General features: G+C 69.8%; 17 protein-coding genes. 7 read left to right on the top strand and 10 right to left on the bottom strand.

The window, feature by feature from the left end; translation table 11 throughout:
• Positions 1-39 precede the first annotated feature (39 nt).
• The gene (locus tag DP939_RS34760) at positions 40-1437 is read right to left on the bottom strand and encodes an MFS transporter (protein ID WP_225878686.1); all 1398 of its coding nucleotides are present in this window, start codon (positions 1435-1437) and stop codon (positions 40-42) included.
• Positions 1438-1508: 71 nt separating this feature from the next.
• On the opposite strand from DP939_RS34760, the gene DP939_RS34755 reads away from it, so the two are divergent.
• Entirely contained in the window at positions 1509-1970 is a 462-nt protein-coding gene (locus tag DP939_RS34755; RefSeq protein ID WP_113985084.1) for a MarR family winged helix-turn-helix transcriptional regulator, read from the top strand.
• Between the two features lie 12 nt (positions 1971-1982).
• Here the strand turns inward: DP939_RS34755 and DP939_RS34750 are convergent, their stop codons facing one another.
• Entirely contained in the window at positions 1983-2330 is a 348-nt protein-coding gene (locus DP939_RS34750; protein ID WP_113985083.1) for a VOC family protein, read from the bottom strand.
• A gap of 78 nt (positions 2331-2408) precedes the next feature.
• On the opposite strand from DP939_RS34750, the gene DP939_RS34745 reads away from it, so the two are divergent.
• Entirely contained in the window at positions 2409-3074 is a 666-nt protein-coding gene (locus tag DP939_RS34745; protein WP_113985082.1) for a GNAT family N-acetyltransferase, read from the top strand.
• On the opposite strand, the gene DP939_RS46435 is transcribed toward DP939_RS34745, so the two are convergent.
• The 3 genes from DP939_RS46435 to DP939_RS47240 form a co-directional block, all read right to left on the bottom strand.
• A complete protein-coding gene (locus tag DP939_RS46435) occupies positions 3075-3632 on the bottom strand; it encodes a DUF6506 family protein (protein ID WP_113985081.1) in 558 nt (185 codons plus the stop codon). It lies immediately after the preceding gene.
• A gap of 48 nt (positions 3633-3680) precedes the next feature.
• Positions 3681-4325, bottom strand: coding sequence for a hypothetical protein (locus DP939_RS34735; protein WP_147268247.1), 645 nt, complete (start codon positions 4323-4325; stop codon positions 3681-3683).
• 318 nt (positions 4326-4643) lie between these two features.
• Positions 4644-6089: a tetratricopeptide repeat protein gene (locus tag DP939_RS47240; protein WP_199565615.1), complete on the bottom strand. Its 1446-nt coding sequence runs from the start codon at positions 6087-6089 to the stop codon at positions 4644-4646.
• A gap of 162 nt (positions 6090-6251) precedes the next feature.
• On the opposite strand from DP939_RS47240, the gene DP939_RS34725 reads away from it, so the two are divergent.
• Together DP939_RS34725 and DP939_RS34720 are read left to right on the top strand one after the other, a co-directional pair.
• Positions 6252-6710, top strand: coding sequence for a glycine-rich domain-containing protein (locus tag DP939_RS34725; protein ID WP_113985079.1), 459 nt, complete (start codon positions 6252-6254; stop codon positions 6708-6710).
• A gap of 141 nt (positions 6711-6851) precedes the next feature.
• On the top strand, positions 6852-7538 hold the full coding sequence (locus DP939_RS34720; RefSeq protein WP_113985078.1) for a class I SAM-dependent methyltransferase: 687 nt from the start codon (positions 6852-6854) through the stop codon (positions 7536-7538).
• 415 nt (positions 7539-7953) lie between these two features.
• Here the strand turns inward: DP939_RS34720 and DP939_RS34715 are convergent, their stop codons facing one another.
• Positions 7954-8976 (bottom strand): hypothetical protein, encoded by a 1023-nt coding sequence (locus tag DP939_RS34715; RefSeq protein WP_147268246.1) that lies wholly within the window; start codon positions 8974-8976, stop codon positions 7954-7956.
• Positions 8977-9068: 92 nt separating this feature from the next.
• On the opposite strand from DP939_RS34715, the gene DP939_RS34710 reads away from it, so the two are divergent.
• A complete protein-coding gene (locus DP939_RS34710) occupies positions 9069-10037 on the top strand; it encodes an aldo/keto reductase (RefSeq protein WP_113985076.1) in 969 nt (322 codons plus the stop codon).
• Positions 10038-10147: 110 nt separating this feature from the next.
• Here the strand turns inward: DP939_RS34710 and thpR are convergent, their stop codons facing one another.
• The 4 genes from thpR to DP939_RS34690 all read right to left on the bottom strand — a co-directional run bounded on the left by thpR (position 10148) and on the right by DP939_RS34690 (position 14210).
• Positions 10148-10717: an RNA 2',3'-cyclic phosphodiesterase gene (thpR, locus tag DP939_RS34705; protein ID WP_113985075.1), complete on the bottom strand. Its 570-nt coding sequence runs from the start codon at positions 10715-10717 to the stop codon at positions 10148-10150.
• On the bottom strand, positions 10671-12131 hold the full coding sequence (locus DP939_RS34700; RefSeq protein WP_225878685.1) for an MFS transporter: 1461 nt from the start codon (positions 12129-12131) through the stop codon (positions 10671-10673). Before DP939_RS34700 ends, thpR begins: the two co-directional genes overlap by 47 nt.
• A 38-nt stretch (positions 12132-12169) precedes the next feature.
• Positions 12170-12628: a MarR family transcriptional regulator gene (locus DP939_RS34695; protein WP_113985074.1), complete on the bottom strand. Its 459-nt coding sequence runs from the start codon at positions 12626-12628 to the stop codon at positions 12170-12172.
• Between the two features lie 97 nt (positions 12629-12725).
• Positions 12726-14210: an NCS2 family permease gene (locus DP939_RS34690; RefSeq protein ID WP_113985073.1), complete on the bottom strand. Its 1485-nt coding sequence runs from the start codon at positions 14208-14210 to the stop codon at positions 12726-12728.
• Between the two features lie 140 nt (positions 14211-14350).
• On the opposite strand from DP939_RS34690, the gene DP939_RS34685 reads away from it, so the two are divergent.
• Entirely contained in the window at positions 14351-14659 is a 309-nt protein-coding gene (locus DP939_RS34685) for a DUF2530 domain-containing protein (RefSeq protein WP_225878684.1), read from the top strand.
• A 106-nt stretch (positions 14660-14765) separates the two neighbouring features.
• Entirely contained in the window at positions 14766-15743 is a 978-nt protein-coding gene (locus DP939_RS34680) for an alpha/beta fold hydrolase (protein ID WP_113985072.1), read from the top strand.
• Positions 15744-15765 lie beyond the last annotated feature (22 nt).

Raw genomic sequence — 15765 nt, 5'->3', positions numbered from 1 at the left:
TCAACACCGGGCCTGCGGGAGGGATCAAATAATCCGGGTTCAGGCGGCCGGGACCAGGTTGCGGTTGAGCAGTCCGAACACGAACGCGAACACCGCGGCGACCACCGCGCCGATCACCGCGACCCCGAACACCCACTGGAAGCCCGGCTCGCCCGGCAGCGCGGCGAGGATCGCCGCGATGGCCGCGCCCGCCATGCTGCCGCCCATCAGGCGGACCAGCGCGTTGACGCCCGCGGCGAGCGCCGTACTGGCCGGGTCCACGTGCTCGACCGCCATCGTGCCGAGGGCCGCGTACCCGATGCCGAGGCCGATGCCGAGCAGCGAGGAGGCCACGTAGAAGTCGGTGCCGCTGCCGTGCGAGAGCGCCAGCCACAGCGCGCCCACCGCGACGATCACCGACCCGACGCCGACCATCATGGACGCCGCGAAGCGGCGCATCAGCCGCCCCGAGAACAGCGAGATGACCAGCATGAACAGCGTGCTCGGCAGCAGGAAGAAGCCGACTTCGAGGGTGGTGGCGCCGAAGCCGTAGCCGGTGGCGGCGGGGGCCTGGGTGAAGTTGGAGACCCCGGTCACGACCATGAAGAAGGAGAAGCCGAGCAGGAGCGAGGCCACCGTCGCGCCGACCGTGCCGCGGTGGGTCAGCATCGCGAGTTCGACCAGGGGTTCGGCGACGCGGCGTTCGATGGCCACCCAGACCACCGCGGCCACCACGGCGACCGCGAACAGCCCGAGCACGCCGGGCGAGGTCCAGCCCCAGGAGGCGCCCTGGCTGATCGCCAGCAGCAGCGTCACCAGCGCGATGGTCAGTACCAGCGCGCCGGGCAGGTCGGGACGGCCGCGGCGCGCCGGGGCGGTGTCCTTGACCAGGAACACGACCAGGACCCCGGCGACGGCCCCGCTGGCGCCGACGATCCAGAACAGCGTCTGGTAGTCGCCGGAGACCAGGCCGGCGAGGATCATCCCGCCGCCGCTGCCGAATCCCATGGTGGCGCTCAGTACGCCGATGCCGGTGGCCAGTTGGTGGCGCGGCAGCAGGGACCTCGCCAGCCCGATCGACAGTGGCAACAGCGGGGAGACGAAACCCTGGAGCATCCGCCCCGCGAGCAGCCAGGGCAGGGACGTGGCCAGCGCGGCCACCACCGAACCGATCACCAAAAGGGTGAGCGCGCCCAGGATGATCCTGCGCCTGCCGTACATGTCGCCGAGCTTGGACAGCAGCGGCATGGCGACCGCGCTGACCAGCAGGCCAAGGGTGAGCGTCCAGGTGACGGCGGGCAGGCTGGTGTGGAGTTCACGTTGCAGCACCGGCAGGAGAGGCAGGATCGCGGTGCTCTGCACCGCGATGATGGACGTCGCGAAGGCCAGGGTGACCATGGCGGCCCATGGGTTGCCGCTGGTCGTGGCGCGGCGCTCGGGCACGGTGAGTGTCGCCACGAAGGCTCCTTTTAGGTAACTTAGGTAAGTAACAAGCGACGATGATACATACCTAAGTTAGGTAAGCAATAGTGGGCTACGATCTGTTCACCACCGTGGCGGCCTTCCGTCGCCTGGTGACCATGCTCAAGCGCGCCAAGACCGAGCAGTTGTCCGATGCCAGCGGGGCCCGGATCGACCGCCCGGACGTGGAGATCCTCGTTCACCTGCTCGAAGTGGCCGAACCCCGTAGGATCGGCGCCATCGCGGACGCCCTCCGAGTGGAAAGCCCCCACGTCACCCGGCACGTCTGCGCCATGGAACGGCGTGGCCTGCTGGAACGCGTCCGCGACCCCGACGACGGCCGGGCCTGGCGCATCAACCTGACCTCGGACGGCAGGCACACCGCCGAAGAGTGCCGGCGGTTCACCGCCAAATGGATCGGCGCGGCGGTCGCCGGGTGGCCCGAATCCGACCGGGCCGAGCTACAGCGGCTGCTGGTCAAGCTCGCCAACGACGTGAGCCACGAGCTGCGGGACTCGACGGTGAACTGACGACCCTGTGGTTCAGCGGTGGCCGACGACATTGACGACGCGGCCGTTCGGGTCACGGACGAAGAACCGGCGCACCCCCCAGGGCTCGTCCCGCAGCGAGTGGACGATCTCCGCGCCGGACGCGAGCACGTCCGCGTAGACGGCGTCCACGTCATCGACCTCGACGCTCATGTCCGGCGACACGGGCGCGCTCTCGTCACGGGTCATGAGGATCACCTGAGCCGTGGGGTTGTCCGGGGAGGCGAGGGTCACCACCCAGCCCAGGTTCATCACCTCGGTGAACCCCAGCCGGCGGTAGAACTCGCGGCTCTCGTCCATCGTCTCGGTGGTGATGTCGGGCACGGCTCTGCGGATGCTCATACCTCCCATACTGTCCCGCGCTCCCAGGTCGCGGGAAAAGCGGGTGCGGCGTGGCCTGGGCAGGTCGGAGAATGGTGCATGCTCTCCGACCACTGGCCACTGCTGGGGCTGCGCGTCCGCACCCCGCGTCTTGAGCTGCGCCCGCCCACCGAGAACGACCTGGCCATGGTGGCCGACGTGGCCGCCCGGGGCATCCATGAGCCGGGCCGCAACCCGTTCCTCAGTTCCTGGGCCGACCGGCCCCCCGCCGAGCGGGCCCAGGAGATCCTGCGCCGCCACTGGCGGCACCTGGGGGCCTGGAGCCCGTCCGACTGGGCGCTCGGCCTGGCCGTCTTCGAGTCCGGCCGGCCGGTGGGCATGCAGCACATGCACGGCAAGGAGTTCGCGGTGCTGGGCGAGGTACTGACCGGGTCGTGGCTGGGGCGGGAGTTCCAGGGGCGCGGCATCGGTACCGAGATGCGCTCCGCCGTACTCCACCTGGCCTTCGCGGGCCTCGGAGCCGCGTACGCGCTCTCCGAGACCTTCGCCGACAACCCGGCCGCGCTGGCGATCTCCCGCAAACTCGGCTACCGCACGGACGGCATCACCCGTTACGCCGTGGACGGCCACGCCCGGCCGTCGCAGCGCTTCCGGATGTCCCGCGCCCAGTGGGAGGCCACCGACCGTCCGCAGATCACGATCGCCGGCCTGGATCCGTGCCTGGCCATGTTCGGCGCCGAACGGCCCCGCCCGGTCGGCGGATGATCAGGCCCTGGCGGCGAGGCCGATCGGGATCGCGGCGTCCACGGCCTCGATCACCCGGGCCGCCCCGGTGGGGCTGAAGCCCCCGTACAGCTCGATGAGCTCGACGCCTTCGGAGGCCAGCAGGTCGGCGGCGACCTCAGGGGCGGCCGACTCCTCCGGCACGGCCACAAAAAGCGCTCGCCCGCCCTCGTGCTCGCGCACCACACGGTCGGTCCGCGGGTCGGTCCCGGGCACGATGACGATGAACGCGGCCGTCATCGCCTCCCCCGCCTCCGCCCGGGCCTTGTACGCGGCCACGCTGGTCAGCGACTCCATACCGAACATCGCCAGCCCGACCGGCACCCGGCCCGCGACCGCCTCCACCACCGGAGCGGCGGCCAGCGGCCCGAAACCACCGCACAACTCAATCGACCCGACCCCATCGGCCAGCAGGCTGGGCACTGCCCTGACGGCCTCGCCGGGGTCCTTGAGGCCCAGGATCACCGTCCGCCTCTTGCCGCCGGCCAGGACCACAGGGTCCATCGGGTCGAGATTGATGATCGCCCTTTGGTCACTCACGCCTTCTCCTCAGGTCGCGTCCACATTGCTTTGAACGGCGTGCCCCGGTCATCCGCTTTCCGCGTCCTCCGGCCAGTACGGAACCGACCGGCGGGCCGCCGCCACGATCGCCGCGCCGTCCACACTCACGATGCTCAACTCCACTCCCCCTGCCGGCCATTCCGCGGCGAGTTCGAATGTCTCGGCCGGAGGCAATGGCCAGAGCCACAGCCCCACCAGAGAGACAGCCGCGTCTTCGCCACCGCTGCGCATCGACACCCCGCCGAACAGTAGCGAAAGCCGCGGCGGAGACGGCGGATCCTGCCGGAGCCGCACACCGTCGAAACGCTGCCCGACCGTGGTCGCCTTCGTACCGTCGCCGAACCGCACCCCGAAGCGCAATAACCGCTCAGGTAATTGACCGGCCTCCGCTTTGGGGATCATGTGCGGGTACACCGACATCCCAAGGGCCTCGTAATCTTCCGCCGACAATGTGTGCTGCCTCATGACGACATTCGCCTCGATCAGGCACCCGGTGCTGAAGGCCCGGATCGTCGGCACGGTGATCACGACATTCGGAGAGCGGGCCAGAGCCACATCGCTGACCAACACCGCGCCCATCTCTTCTTTGGGCGGCGCGAACCATCCTGGCCACCCCGGCCGGGGCGGATAATCCGCTTCTTCTCGCGTTGCGGGTTCGGGTTCGAAGAACATGGCCCCAACCTACGCAACATTCCAAGAAAGTGGCCGCGAAAACAGGGATGCGGCAGCGTGTCCTATCCCAGACAGATCAATTGTGATCGCCATCGGAGCAGCACATAATGAGGCGGTCGCGAACCCTCGCGCGTGCCGGCCGTCATCCACTCTCGGCAGGTCCTCCTACCAGGCAATAAGGAACTCCAAGGCCGTTCGGCCGCGCAAAGTGCCGACGCCAAGCCATTGAGGAATTCGCACCAGCTCGCCGGACGCTTCCCGAGGACGCGAGCAAGGATCGTTTCGACGAGTCCGGTCTGTCTTTGATCGCAGGAGGGCTCACCTGCCATTGGGCTCCGGACTGCTGCCCGTCGCCTCCAGTGCCGGCAACGCACGGAGGCGGTCCCGGAGGCCGGAGGTGTCCGTTGATGAGGCCCCGGCCGTTTGCAGGTCGGCGTCCAAGGCCCCCAGCCGTATCCGAAGCGTTCCGCGCAGACGTTCTGGGGGGATCGTGTCGAGGACGTGGTGGCCCAGTTCCGCTGCGTCCGTCGGCCGTCCGCCCGACGCCTCGGCGCGCGCGTGAACGAGAACCGCCGCGCCCCAGCCAGGGCGGCCGTTCTCGACGTACTCCTGCGATGCTGCCGCATGGGCGGCGGCCTCGGCGTGATCTCCGAGCAACAGGCTCGCCTCGGCCAGATGCAGGAACAGTTCCGCGGCATCGAAACCGAACCGGCCCGGCCGGTCGCCGTCTGAGTCGGCGGCCATCGCGTCCTGTGCGTCACCGGCCAGGCGTGCCGCCTCCGCACGGTACGCGGGCCCCAGGGCGGCGGTGGCCCGCAGCTCGCCCCAGGCCAAGATCTGCGCACGCCGTAGCGGGGTGTCGGCGTACTCCAGGGCCTGCTGCGCCAATTCCACCGCCTCGCGAGGGTGTCCACGGGTGTAGGCGGTCATCGCCTGCGCACCCAGCGTCCAGCAGATCAAAGCCGGATGACCGACGGCGGTCCCCAGCCGGGCGGCTGTGGCGAAGTGGATCAAAGCCGCTTCGTGGTCGGCGAGATGGAAGGCCAGGTTCCCGACCAGCGCGGAAAGCCAGCCAGCGGCCAAGCGTAGTTCCCCACGGACGATATCGGACTGGTGTCGGCGCAGCATCGCCGCCACGAGGCTTCGCGTCTGGTGCACTTCGGTGGCCAGGAGCGCAGGCGGGAACCTGCTGTAGCGCAACGCGTAATAATCCACGGCCGACGCCAGGTGCTCACGAGTGAGCGGGCCTCCGGTCGGCCCTTCCGTCTCAAGAGCCAGCTCGATCGACTGACGCAGCGCCGCCAGGATCGTGCTGTCGGGGTTGGCGAAGGCCATGCGATACCCGTTCGTCGGCGGTGGGGTCCTCGGGTGACCGTACCCGGTGAATCTTGTGACGGCCGGGTTTTGCGGGATACCGCGGACCCCGAGTTGCGCCGGGCTGGCCTGGTAGGCACGGCACAGCGCGTAGCCGTACTCCAGGCCGACCTCAACGGTCCCATGCTCCCAGCGGCACAGCATGCTGCTTGTGAGCGGCGGAGGGGCGAGCCGGTCCTCGATGTAGATCGTCGCGATGACGGCGATGGCCTGGCTGCGCGACCAACCGTAGGCCAGCCGCCACGCTTCCAGTGGCCGCACGTCCGGGAGCGCGCCGTTGATGGCGTCGGCGATATGCGGTACATCGTCACCCGCACGTTGCCGGGCCTGGCGGATGTGGTTGGCTTGGCGGAGCAATTCGGCGCGTCGGGCTCGAGTGATCCTTGCCATTGGCGCACCACCTCCCGGGAGCGCTCGTCGCAGCGTACAGCCGCGATCACGCCCTGAACATCGCCGCGGTGGCAATGTTGGGGGCAGCCGGCGGCATTGTTCCGTGCCTGCTCAGCGACATTCCCTAGAGGCGAGATGACCGCTTCGAGGGAGGGAGCCTCAATGACCACCGCCATCGCCCCCGTCCGCCCCCCGGCCAGCGGGTGGCGCGACCCGAAGTCCTTCGTCAGACCGAAGGTGTGGGAGCGTCAGATCGCGCTCCTGGTCCGTGACTGGCCGTGGGACACAGTCATGGCGACCCGGGTGTTCGGGCAGGCCGTCGCGTATCTGATCACTGCCATGGAGAAGCACGGCCGCCATCTGGAGATCGGCTGCGGCCCACTCGTGGACCGAGGCGTCCACGGCTTCATCCTCGACACCCGCAACTACCGGGAGTTCTGTCGCGAGCACTTCGGTGGACGATTCCTGGAGCACATTCCGGAGATCGAGTTCAAGTACGACGGGTCGGTCGCACGAACCGCGCAGGTGATCGCCGACAACGGCTTCGAGGTGGACTGGCCGCTGTGGGAGGCGGACTACGCGAAGTGCACGCCGTGCGCGCCGGGTACCGAATGCCATTGATCGGCATCGCGCGATAGGGCCGGGCATCTGACGTGCCCGGCCTTTCGGCATGCTGCTCGTCATCGTTATCCGGCGGCCGGGCAGCCGGGGTCGATACGGTGGCGCGCGTCATGTCCCGCCACGCTCCCGAGGCCGTCCACGATGCCCGACAAGCCCGTCATCACCGACCGCGTCGCATACTGGGATCACTACGCCGCCGGCATGCGTCGCGAGATGCCGCAGGATGCGTTGAAAGACGCCTTTGGGTGGACTCAATACCCCGAGCATGGACCTGGCGGCGAACTGCTCGGCGATCCGGCCTCCGCTCTGGAGATCGGGTTCGGCCGGGGGAATGCGGTGGCCGCGCTGGCCGTCAAAGGCGTGGAGGCGACGGGGGTGGACATGTCGCCACGGCAGGTCGTGTCGGCGAAGGAGCGGTGGGGGCATCTGCCTGGCGCGCGTTTCGAGGAAGGGGACGCCCTCGCCTTCCTGGCCGCGACGACTCGCCGTTGGGACGCGATCTACTCGATCTTCGGTGGCCTGTGGTTCATCGAACCGGCGCAATGGCTGCCGCTGGTACGGCTACGGCTCACGCCTGGCGGCAAGGTGGTGTTCTCGCATGCCCCTCCGGTACCTGGCAGCTACGGCCTTCAGGGGATGTACGGAGCGGGGTTCACGGGGCGGCGGGTGTGGGTGTACCGCTGGGCGTACGAGCCGGAGGTATGGGCCCGCATGCTGGAGGACGAAGGGTACGAGGACGTACACGCCCGGGTCGAACCGGCACCGGATGCGGATCACGTCGGCACGCTGATCGTGGAGGGCCGCTCACCAGGAGCTTGTGCGGTCTAGCGCTGGCGGGATCCTGAGGATGGTCTGCCTTCCTGGGCTTGTTCTCGCGAGTAGTGATGATCAACGAAGTCATATCCCGCCCGCCGGCCGTGTGGCGAACGTTCAACTCAGCACCACCCCTGCGGCGGCATCGGCGGCATCGGCGGCATCGGCGGCATGAGCTTTCCGACCTGGTGGGAGCGAGCACGGCGGGCTCGGATTGCCGCTCAGGAGCCGACCTGGAAGTGAAGTCCTGGATGTCATCCGTGGTGCTTTGGTGACCGTGCACCGGGTTCCTTGATCAAGCCGGTGGCGCGAGCGTCGGGCGGAGCCCGACAAGGGAGCACGGCTGAGCGAAGCGAAGGCCATTGGGCGCGCGAAGCGAAGGCGATTGAGCGCGCGAAGCGTGTGGCCCTGCTGGGGGTGGGGGATCGGGTCAGCGGGCTTGGCGGGCTATGAAGGTGATGATGGCGATGGCGCCGAGGGTGAGGACGACGCCCAGGGTGAGCTGGGCTGGGGAGATGCCTTCCGCGGGGGATGCCGCCGCTGCCGGGGAGGTCGAGGGGGTGGAGCGGCGGGCCGGGGCCGGGGTGGGGGTCGGGGTGGGGCGGAGGTGGGCGGGGAGGGGGACGCGGTGGACCGGGCTGTTGGGGCCCTCGGAGCCGGTCAGTACGGCGGTGCCGTCGCGCGTGTACGTGATGGACTCCGCCTGGTCCGCCGCCGGCATGGTGAGCCTGCCGAGGGAGTTGCCCGACGCGTCGTAGAGGTTCGCCGAGAAGTAGGTGCGGATGACGTAGCCGGACCCGTCAGGGGCGTAGGCCGCGTCCGTGGCCATCAGTGGCGCGGTGCCGATCCGGCGCAGGACGTTGGGCTTGGTGGTGCTGAGCCGGCGCGGCGCCGCGTACACCGACCCGCCGAACTCCTTGCTGACGATGTAGAGGCGGCCCGTACGCGGGTTGACCATCACGCCTTCGGCGTTGCGCGCGCCGTCCTTGTACCGGAAGCGGTAGCGGGTGGCGGGGAGGGTGGCGTTGCGCATCCGGGTGGGTTCGAGGACGCGATAGACGGATATGTCGGACCAGGCGCCGTCCATGTTGTCGCCGATGTCGGCGAACCACAGCACCCCGCGCCCGCTCTCCGGATCGACGGTGGCGGCCATGCCCTCCCAGTCGCGGGCCTCCGCGCCGCTCAGCCGGAACGTCGCGCGCGTGGTGCCGCGCGGGCCGATGGCGTAGAAGACGGGGCCCGCGTCGCTGTCGTTGTGGGTGTAGACGATGCCGCGGTGGGTCGGCGAGGTGGCCAGCCCGCTGGACTCGGTGATCCGCGGGTCCTTGATGCGGAACATCAGCCGTTCCCGGTCGTCATCGTCGGCGGCCCAGGCGAGCCCCGGCGCCGACACGCCCAGCACCACGAAGAGCACTGCGAGCGCGGCCCGGGCCACGCGGATCAATACCCCCATGCCGCCCATCATGCCCCGCACAACCCCGCTCCGCTCGTGACGTGGCCGGAGCCCATCGCCTGGAGTGCACTCCAGGTCCCTAGGCTTGCCTCATGCAATATGTGAATCTCGGCCGCAGCGGTCTTTCCGTCAGCAGGCTCTGCCTCGGCACGATGAACTTCGGCCCGGTGACGGAGGAGGCCGCGTCCTTCGCCATCATGGACCGCGCCCACGACCTGGGCATCAACTTCTTCGACACCGCCGACACCTACGGCTGGCAGGCCGGCTGGGGCCGCACCGAGGAGATCATCGGTGACTGGTTCGCGCAGGGCGGTGGCCGCCGGGAGAAGACGGTGGTGGCGACCAAGGTGTACCAGCCGGAGAGCGAGTGGCCCAACGACGGCAGACTGTCGGCGCGGCGCATCCGGCTGGCCTGTGACGCCTCGCTGAAGCGGTTGCAGACCGACCACATCGACATCTACCAGGCCCACCACATCGACCGGGACACCCCGTTCGAGGAGTTCTGGGAGGCCATGGAGGTGCTGCGGCAGCAGGGCAAGATCCTGTACGCCGCGTCCTCGAACTTCGCGGGCTGGCACATCGCCAAGGCCCAGGAGCGGGCCGAGCGGCGGGGCTTCTTCGGGCTGGTGTCCGAGCAGACGCACTACAACCTCGTGCACCGCAAGGCCGAGCTTGAGGTGCTGCCGGTCTGTGAGGACTACGGGCTCGGCGTCATCCCGTGGAGCCCGCTCGCGGGCGGCCTGCTCAGCGGCGTACTGCGGAAGACCGACAAGGGCCGCACGGCCAACGAGCGGGTCACCACGGAGCTGGACAAGCACCGCGAGAAGATCGAGCGCTATGAGGCGTTCTGTGATGAGATCGGCCACGAGCCCGCGCACGTCGCGCTGGCCTGGCTGCTCAAGCAGCCCGCCGTGACGGGGCCGATCGTCGGGCCGCGCACCGAGGAGCAGCTGACCGACTCGGTCAAGGCCCTCTCCGTCGAGCTGAACGACAAGGCGCTCGCCCGCCTCGACGAGATCTTCCCCGGCTACCGGACGGCACCGGAGGACTGGGCCTGGTAGGCAGGCCGCACGCGGTCAGGTCAGCAGCGCGCCGAGCACCACGATGAGCACCAGCACGGCGAGCACCGTGGGCAACAACCACCTTCTGGGACGATCCACGTTACGTGAGCCTAGCCCCCGCCCCGGGTGGTCCCGCCAAGTGGCCACGACTCCACGGTCTCGTACCGCACCCGCGCGCCCAGGTGGCTGCGCACCAGGTGGACGTCCGGCGCGTCCCAGCGCATGCCCTCGAACGCCGCGAGCGCGCTGACCAGAGGACGTACGTCGACCTCCGCCCGTGCCCTGGCCACGCTCAGGTGCGGGCGGAACGGCTTCTCGTCCACCTGCGTCGCGCCCGCCCTGCGGGCCCCGGCGGCGAGCGAGGCGGCCAGCTTGGTGAGCCGTGCGACCGGCCCGCTCAGGCCGTACCAGAGCACCCGCCCGCGCCTGGCGGACGGGAACGCGCCCGCCCCGGTGAACGACAGCGTCACCGGCGGGTGGCGCGAGGCGGCGCGGGCCAGCCGTACCGAGAGGTCAGGCAGCGCGCGGTCCGGCACCTCACCGAAGAAGGACAGGGTGAGGTGCCAGTTGTCCCTGGCCAGCCAGCGCAGCTCGGGCCAGTCGTCCCGGTGCGGGGCGAGGGCGCCGGCCAGCTCATCGAGTGCTTCCGGCGGTGGCAGCAGCGCCGCGAACAACCGCATGCGAACCCCTCCGGCGCATGATCGCGTTGGCCAGCAGCACGGCGAGCCCGGTGCCGACCAGGGTCATGATGCCACCGATGACCACGCCGATGCGCGGACCGCCCAGCTCGGAGACCCAGCCGATCAGCGGCGCGCCGATCGGGGCGCCGCCGGTGAACACCAGGAAGTAGATGCCCATGACCCGGCCGCGCATCTCGCTGGAGGTGCCGAGCTGGACGATGGCGTTCGCGGCGGTGTTGACGGTGATCAGGGCGATCCCGGCGGGCACCAGCAGGACGACGTAGGAGGTGTACCAGGGGGCGAGCCCGGCCACGATCTGGGTCACCCCGAAGGCCAGGGCGCCGCCGATGAGCAGGCGCCGGCCAGGGCGTACGCGGCGGGCGGCGAGCAGCGCGCCGCCCAGCGCGCCCACCGCGAAGCCGCTGGAGGCCAGGCCGAACGACGACGCGCCCGCGTGGTAGACCTCCTTGGCCATCAGCGCGATGGACATCATGAAACTCTGCGCGAACATCGACAGGAACGCGATCAGCAGAATGGGCGTCAGCAGTTCCCTGCGGTCGAGCACGTAGCGCAGCCCGGCGCGCAACTGGCCCTTGGCGCGCGGCACCGGTTCGGCGGTGCGCAGTTCGGCGCGGCGCATCAGCAGCAGGCTGGCGATCACTCCGGCGAACGTCAGGGAGTTGAGCAGGAAGATCGGTCCGGTGCCGCCGAGCGCGTAGATCAGCAGACCGGCCAGCGCCGGGCCCACCACGCGGGCCAGGTTGAAGATCGAGCTGTTCAGCGCGAGCGCGTTGGCCAGGTTGTCCCTGCCGACCATCTCGGCGACGAACGCCTGCCGGGTCGGGATGTCCAGGCAGGAGATCACGCCGACCAGCAGGGCCATCGTGTAGACGTGCCAGACCTGGGCGGTGCCGGTGACGGTGAGCAGGCCGAGGGTCAGCGCGAGCAGACCCATCAGGGACTGCGCGGTGATCAGGATCGGCCGCTTGGCGTAGCGGTCGGCGAGCATGCCGCCCCACATGCCCAGCACCAGTTGCGGGGCGAACTGGAGGGCCGTGGCGACGCCGAGGGCCGCCGCGCTGCCGTTGGTGAGTTCGAGTACCAGCCAGTCCTGGGCGGTGCGCTGCATCCAGGTGCCGACGTTGGAGACGATGCCGCCGGACGCGTACAGGCGGAAGTTGTGGCCGCGCAGCGAGCGGAACATCCCGCCGTTGCGGCTCTTGGCGGCCGGTACGGCCTGCGCCGTGCCCGACTCGATCGCCTGCACCTCACGCGCGGCGGCTTCCTTGGCGGCTTGCTTCGCCACCGCCCTCCGGCGCGACCAGCGACGTGCCTTGCCCGCGGCGGCCTCGCGCACGGATGCCGCCGCGCCGGGTTCCTCCGGTTCGTCCTCCGCCGGCTCGGCGGAGTCCACGGTGCCCGAGGCGGAGTCCGCAACGGCACCGGAGGAGGTCAGATCCTGCTGAGCTTCTCCAGAATCGGCGCCGCCGCCCGCAGCACCGACCGCTCCTCCGCGGTCAGTTCTTTCAGGCGCTGGGTCAGCCACGCCTCCTTGCGGCGGCGTTCCTCCTTCAGCAACGCCGATCCGGCCTCGGTCACGTTCACCGTGACCTGACGCCGGTCGGTCGGGTGCGCGGTTCGGACGACCAGGCCGCGCTCGTCCAGCGCGGCGATCACCCGTGTCATTGAGGGCGGCTGCATCTTCTCCAGTTCGGCGAGTTCGCCGGGGGTTATCCCGGAGTGGTACTCGATGGCCGCCAGGGCCGCGAACTGGCTGGGGGTCAGTGAGTTTACGGTGGCCTGCCGCCGCAACCGGCGATTCAACCGGGCCAGCGACACGCGGAGCGCGGACGCCAGGCCGGCGTCGCTGCGCAGGTTCGCGGCGTCGCTCTTGGCTTGGTTCGTTAGCATGAGTCATTACCTTTGCTAACTATATACGCTCTCAACCTATTCCTCCAGGAGTCTTCGCAGCCCAGGCACCTCCCGAGGGTACAGAGACGGCCCGGCACTACGCGCCGAGAAGCGACTTGATCGGCTCGACGGTGAAGTACACGAGGAACAGCGCGCCCACCACCCACAGCAGCGGATGGACCTCGCGGGCCCGGCCGCGCAGCGCCTTGATCACGATGTAGCTGACGAAGCCCGCGCCCATGCCCGCGGTGATCGAGTACGTGAAGGGCATCAGCACGATCGTCAGGAACGCCGGGATGGCGATCTCGTAGTCCCCGAAGTCGATGTCCTTGACCTGGGTCATCATCAGAAAGCCGACGATCACCAGCGCGGGGGCCGCCGCCTCGGCCGGGACGACCTCGGTCAGCGGCGCGAAGAACATCGCCAGCAGGAACAGCACGCCGGTGACCACGCTGGCCAGCCCGGTACGCGCGCCCTCGCCGACCCCGGCCGCCGACTCGACGTAGGTGGTGTTGGAGGACACCGAACCCGCGCCGCCCGCCGCCGCGGCGAGCGAGTCGACCAGCAGGATCTCCTTGGTACGCGGCAGCGTGCCGTCCTTGCCGACCAGCCCGGCCTGGCGGCCGACGCCGACGACCGTGCCCATGGTGTCGAAGAAGTCGGCCAGCAGCAGCGTGAACACGAACAGCACCGCCGTCACCACGCCCACGCTCGCCACGTCGAACGCGCCGAACAGGCTGAACTGCCCGAGCAGCGACAGATCGGGCAGGCCTGCGATCTGGTCGGGGATGCCGGGCGCGACCATGGCCCAGGCGTTCGGGTCGGCGGGCTTGCCGCCGACGACCTGCGTGCCGAGGTTCGCGACGGCCTCCACCACGACGGCGACCACGGTGGTGCCGAGGATGCCGATCAGGATCGCGCCCTTCAGCCGCCGGGCCACCATGAACGCGGTGGCCAGCAGGCCGAGTACGAACACCAGGGTGGGCCAGCCGCTCAGCGATCCGGACCCGGCCACGCTGAGCTGCACCGGCACCGAACCGCTCGCCGTACGCCGGACGAAGCCCGCGTCCACGAACCCGATCAGCGCGATGAACAGGCCGATCCCGACGCTGATCGCGGTCTTCAGCGACGGCGGGATGGCGTTGAACACCGCCACCCGGAAGCCGGTCAGCACCAGGACCAGGATGACCAGCCCTTCGAGCACCACCAGGCCCATCGCGTCCTCCCAGCTCATGTGGGGGGCGATGGCGTAGGCGAGGAACGCGTTCAGGCCGAGCCCGGTCGCCAGCGCGAACGGCACCCTGGCCACCACGCCCATGGCGATGGTCAGCACGCCCGCCACGAAGGCGGTCGCGGCGGCGACCATGGGGAAGTTCGGGGCGTTGCCGTCGCCGAGGTACTGGCCGGTGCCGTCGGCCGCGGCGCCGATGATGATCGGGTTGAGCACCACGATGTAGGCCATCGTGAAGAAGGTCGCGAGCCCGCCGCGGACCTCCGTGGCCACGGTGGAGCCGCGTTCGGTGATCTGGAAGAAACGGTCGAGGGCGCCGCGGGGGCGGGTGGGGGTGATGGTGTCGTTCACGGGCGCAGCGTCGCAGTCACAATCAAAGGGGAAAAGGGGGACATAGGGGATTTGATGGTACCGAGATGCATTCGTGCCTCGCCCACCCCCTGCCGCACAGGCACGCCACGCCTGTCCGCATGTCGCCTAGGCTGGAGCGTGTGAACCCGGCACCGCGCTCCGAGCAGCACCCGGCCCCGTCCCGGCGACCGGAACTGCAGCCGCTGCGGACCAACGACACCAAGGCGGTCCTCACCGGCATGGCCCTCTGGGCGGTGGCCCTGGTCGTCCTGCTGGTCGTCCCGCCCGCCGGAGCCGCCTCCTGGTGGGCCTGGACCTGCGTGGCGGGCCTCGCCGGCGGCGTGTTCGGCCTGTGGTACGTCCGCCGCCGCGACCGCGACGCCCCCGCCATCCCGCCGGACGAGCAGCCGATCGAGCCCAGCACCGCCGTCCCCCCGGCGTCCGGGTAGCCGGCCCGACGTCCCCGCCGTGAGCGCGATCACAGGTGCGGACTGTCACACCGGCCGCCGCGCGCCCATCTCCCTGGGTGACGACGAGCGACCCGAGGGACCGATCATGACTCGACTGGACGAACGACCTGTGACGCGCCCGCGCCCACGCCGCAGGGGCAGGCTCCGCCGCTGGGTGCTGGGCGTGTTCGCGGTGCTGGTGGCCGCGCTGCTGTTCGGCGCGTACGCCTGGCAGCCCGCCGAAGCGGACTTCCGCTCCCCCTACCTGGCGAAGATGGGTTCCCGGTACGCCGACACCCCGATCGCCCGATTCCACTACATCCAGGCGGGTTCCGGCTCGCCGCTGATCCTCATCTCACCCGGCGGGACCTCGGTGATCGGCTGGAAGGAGCAGGTCGGCGTACTCGCCAAGGACCACACCGTCTACGTCGTCGATCTGCCGGGCCAGGGCTACACCCAGGTGAAGGACCCCGACTTCGGGTACGACCTGGACGCCATGACCACCGCCATCGGCTCCTTCATGGACACCATCGGCGTGAAGAAGGCCGGGCTGGCGGGCAACTCCTGGAGCGGCGGCTGGGCGCTCGCTTTCGCCCAGCGTCACCCCGACCGGGTCGGCAAGCTGGCCCTGCTGGACGCCACCGGGCTGGACCTGCCGGGCACCTGGCTGTGGGAGTCGCTGAAGGTGCCGGTGATCGGCGAAGTGGCGGTCAAGCTGTCGTCCGGGCGCTCGATGGCCCGCTCCACGGCCGAGGCGATGATGGTCAACAAGAAGCTGATCACCGAAGAGCTGCTGGACGAGTGGTGGGCGCCCTCGACCTTCGCGACCAACATCCGTGCGACGGTACTGCTGGAACGCCGCCTGGACTGGTCGACGACCGAAAGCGCGCTGCCCTCAACCAAGACCCCGACTCTGGTGCTGTGGGGCAAGCAGGACACCGTCCAGCCCGTCGAACGCGCCCAGCGCTTCGCCGACCTGCTCCCCAACGACCAGACCTACATCCTGGACGGCTGCGGCCACGCCCCTCAGCTCGACTGCCCGGCACCGGTCAACCGCCACCTCCAGACCTTCTTCGCCAACTGAGACCGCCTGAGACACCTACTGA

Origin of the sequence: Spongiactinospora rosea, assembly GCF_003315795.1 — a bacterium.
In the GTDB taxonomy this organism is placed as follows: Bacteria; Actinomycetota; Actinomycetes; order Streptosporangiales; family Streptosporangiaceae; genus Spongiactinospora; species Spongiactinospora rosea.
This window is presented reverse-complemented; position numbering and strand designations above follow the sequence as displayed.

Bases quoted from the DNA above. Each gene is read 5' to 3' on its own strand.
- DP939_RS34750 (WP_113985083.1), bottom strand. From the start codon at position 2,330: ATGAGCATCCGCAGAGCCGTGCCCGACATCACCACCGAGACGATGGAC.
- DP939_RS34745 (WP_113985082.1), top strand. From the start codon at position 2,409: ATGCTCTCCGACCACTGGCCACTGCTGGGGCTGCGCGTCCGCACCCCG.
- DP939_RS34735 (WP_147268247.1), bottom strand. From the start codon at position 4,325: ATGTTCTTCGAACCCGAACCCGCAACGCGAGAAGAAGCGGATTATCCG.
- DP939_RS47240 (WP_199565615.1), bottom strand. From the start codon at position 6,089: ATGGCAAGGATCACTCGAGCCCGACGCGCCGAATTGCTCCGCCAAGCC.
- DP939_RS34725 (WP_113985079.1), top strand. From the start codon at position 6,252: ATGACCACCGCCATCGCCCCCGTCCGCCCCCCGGCCAGCGGGTGGCGC.
- DP939_RS34720 (WP_113985078.1), top strand. From the start codon at position 6,852: ATGCCCGACAAGCCCGTCATCACCGACCGCGTCGCATACTGGGATCAC.
- DP939_RS34715 (WP_147268246.1), bottom strand. From the start codon at position 8,976: ATGGGGGTATTGATCCGCGTGGCCCGGGCCGCGCTCGCAGTGCTCTTC.
- DP939_RS34710 (WP_113985076.1), top strand. From the start codon at position 9,069: ATGCAATATGTGAATCTCGGCCGCAGCGGTCTTTCCGTCAGCAGGCTC.
- thpR (WP_113985075.1), bottom strand. From the start codon at position 10,717: ATGCGGTTGTTCGCGGCGCTGCTGCCACCGCCGGAAGCACTCGATGAG.
- DP939_RS34695 (WP_113985074.1), bottom strand. From the start codon at position 12,628: ATGCTAACGAACCAAGCCAAGAGCGACGCCGCGAACCTGCGCAGCGAC.
- DP939_RS34680 (WP_113985072.1), top strand. From the start codon at position 14,766: ATGACTCGACTGGACGAACGACCTGTGACGCGCCCGCGCCCACGCCGC.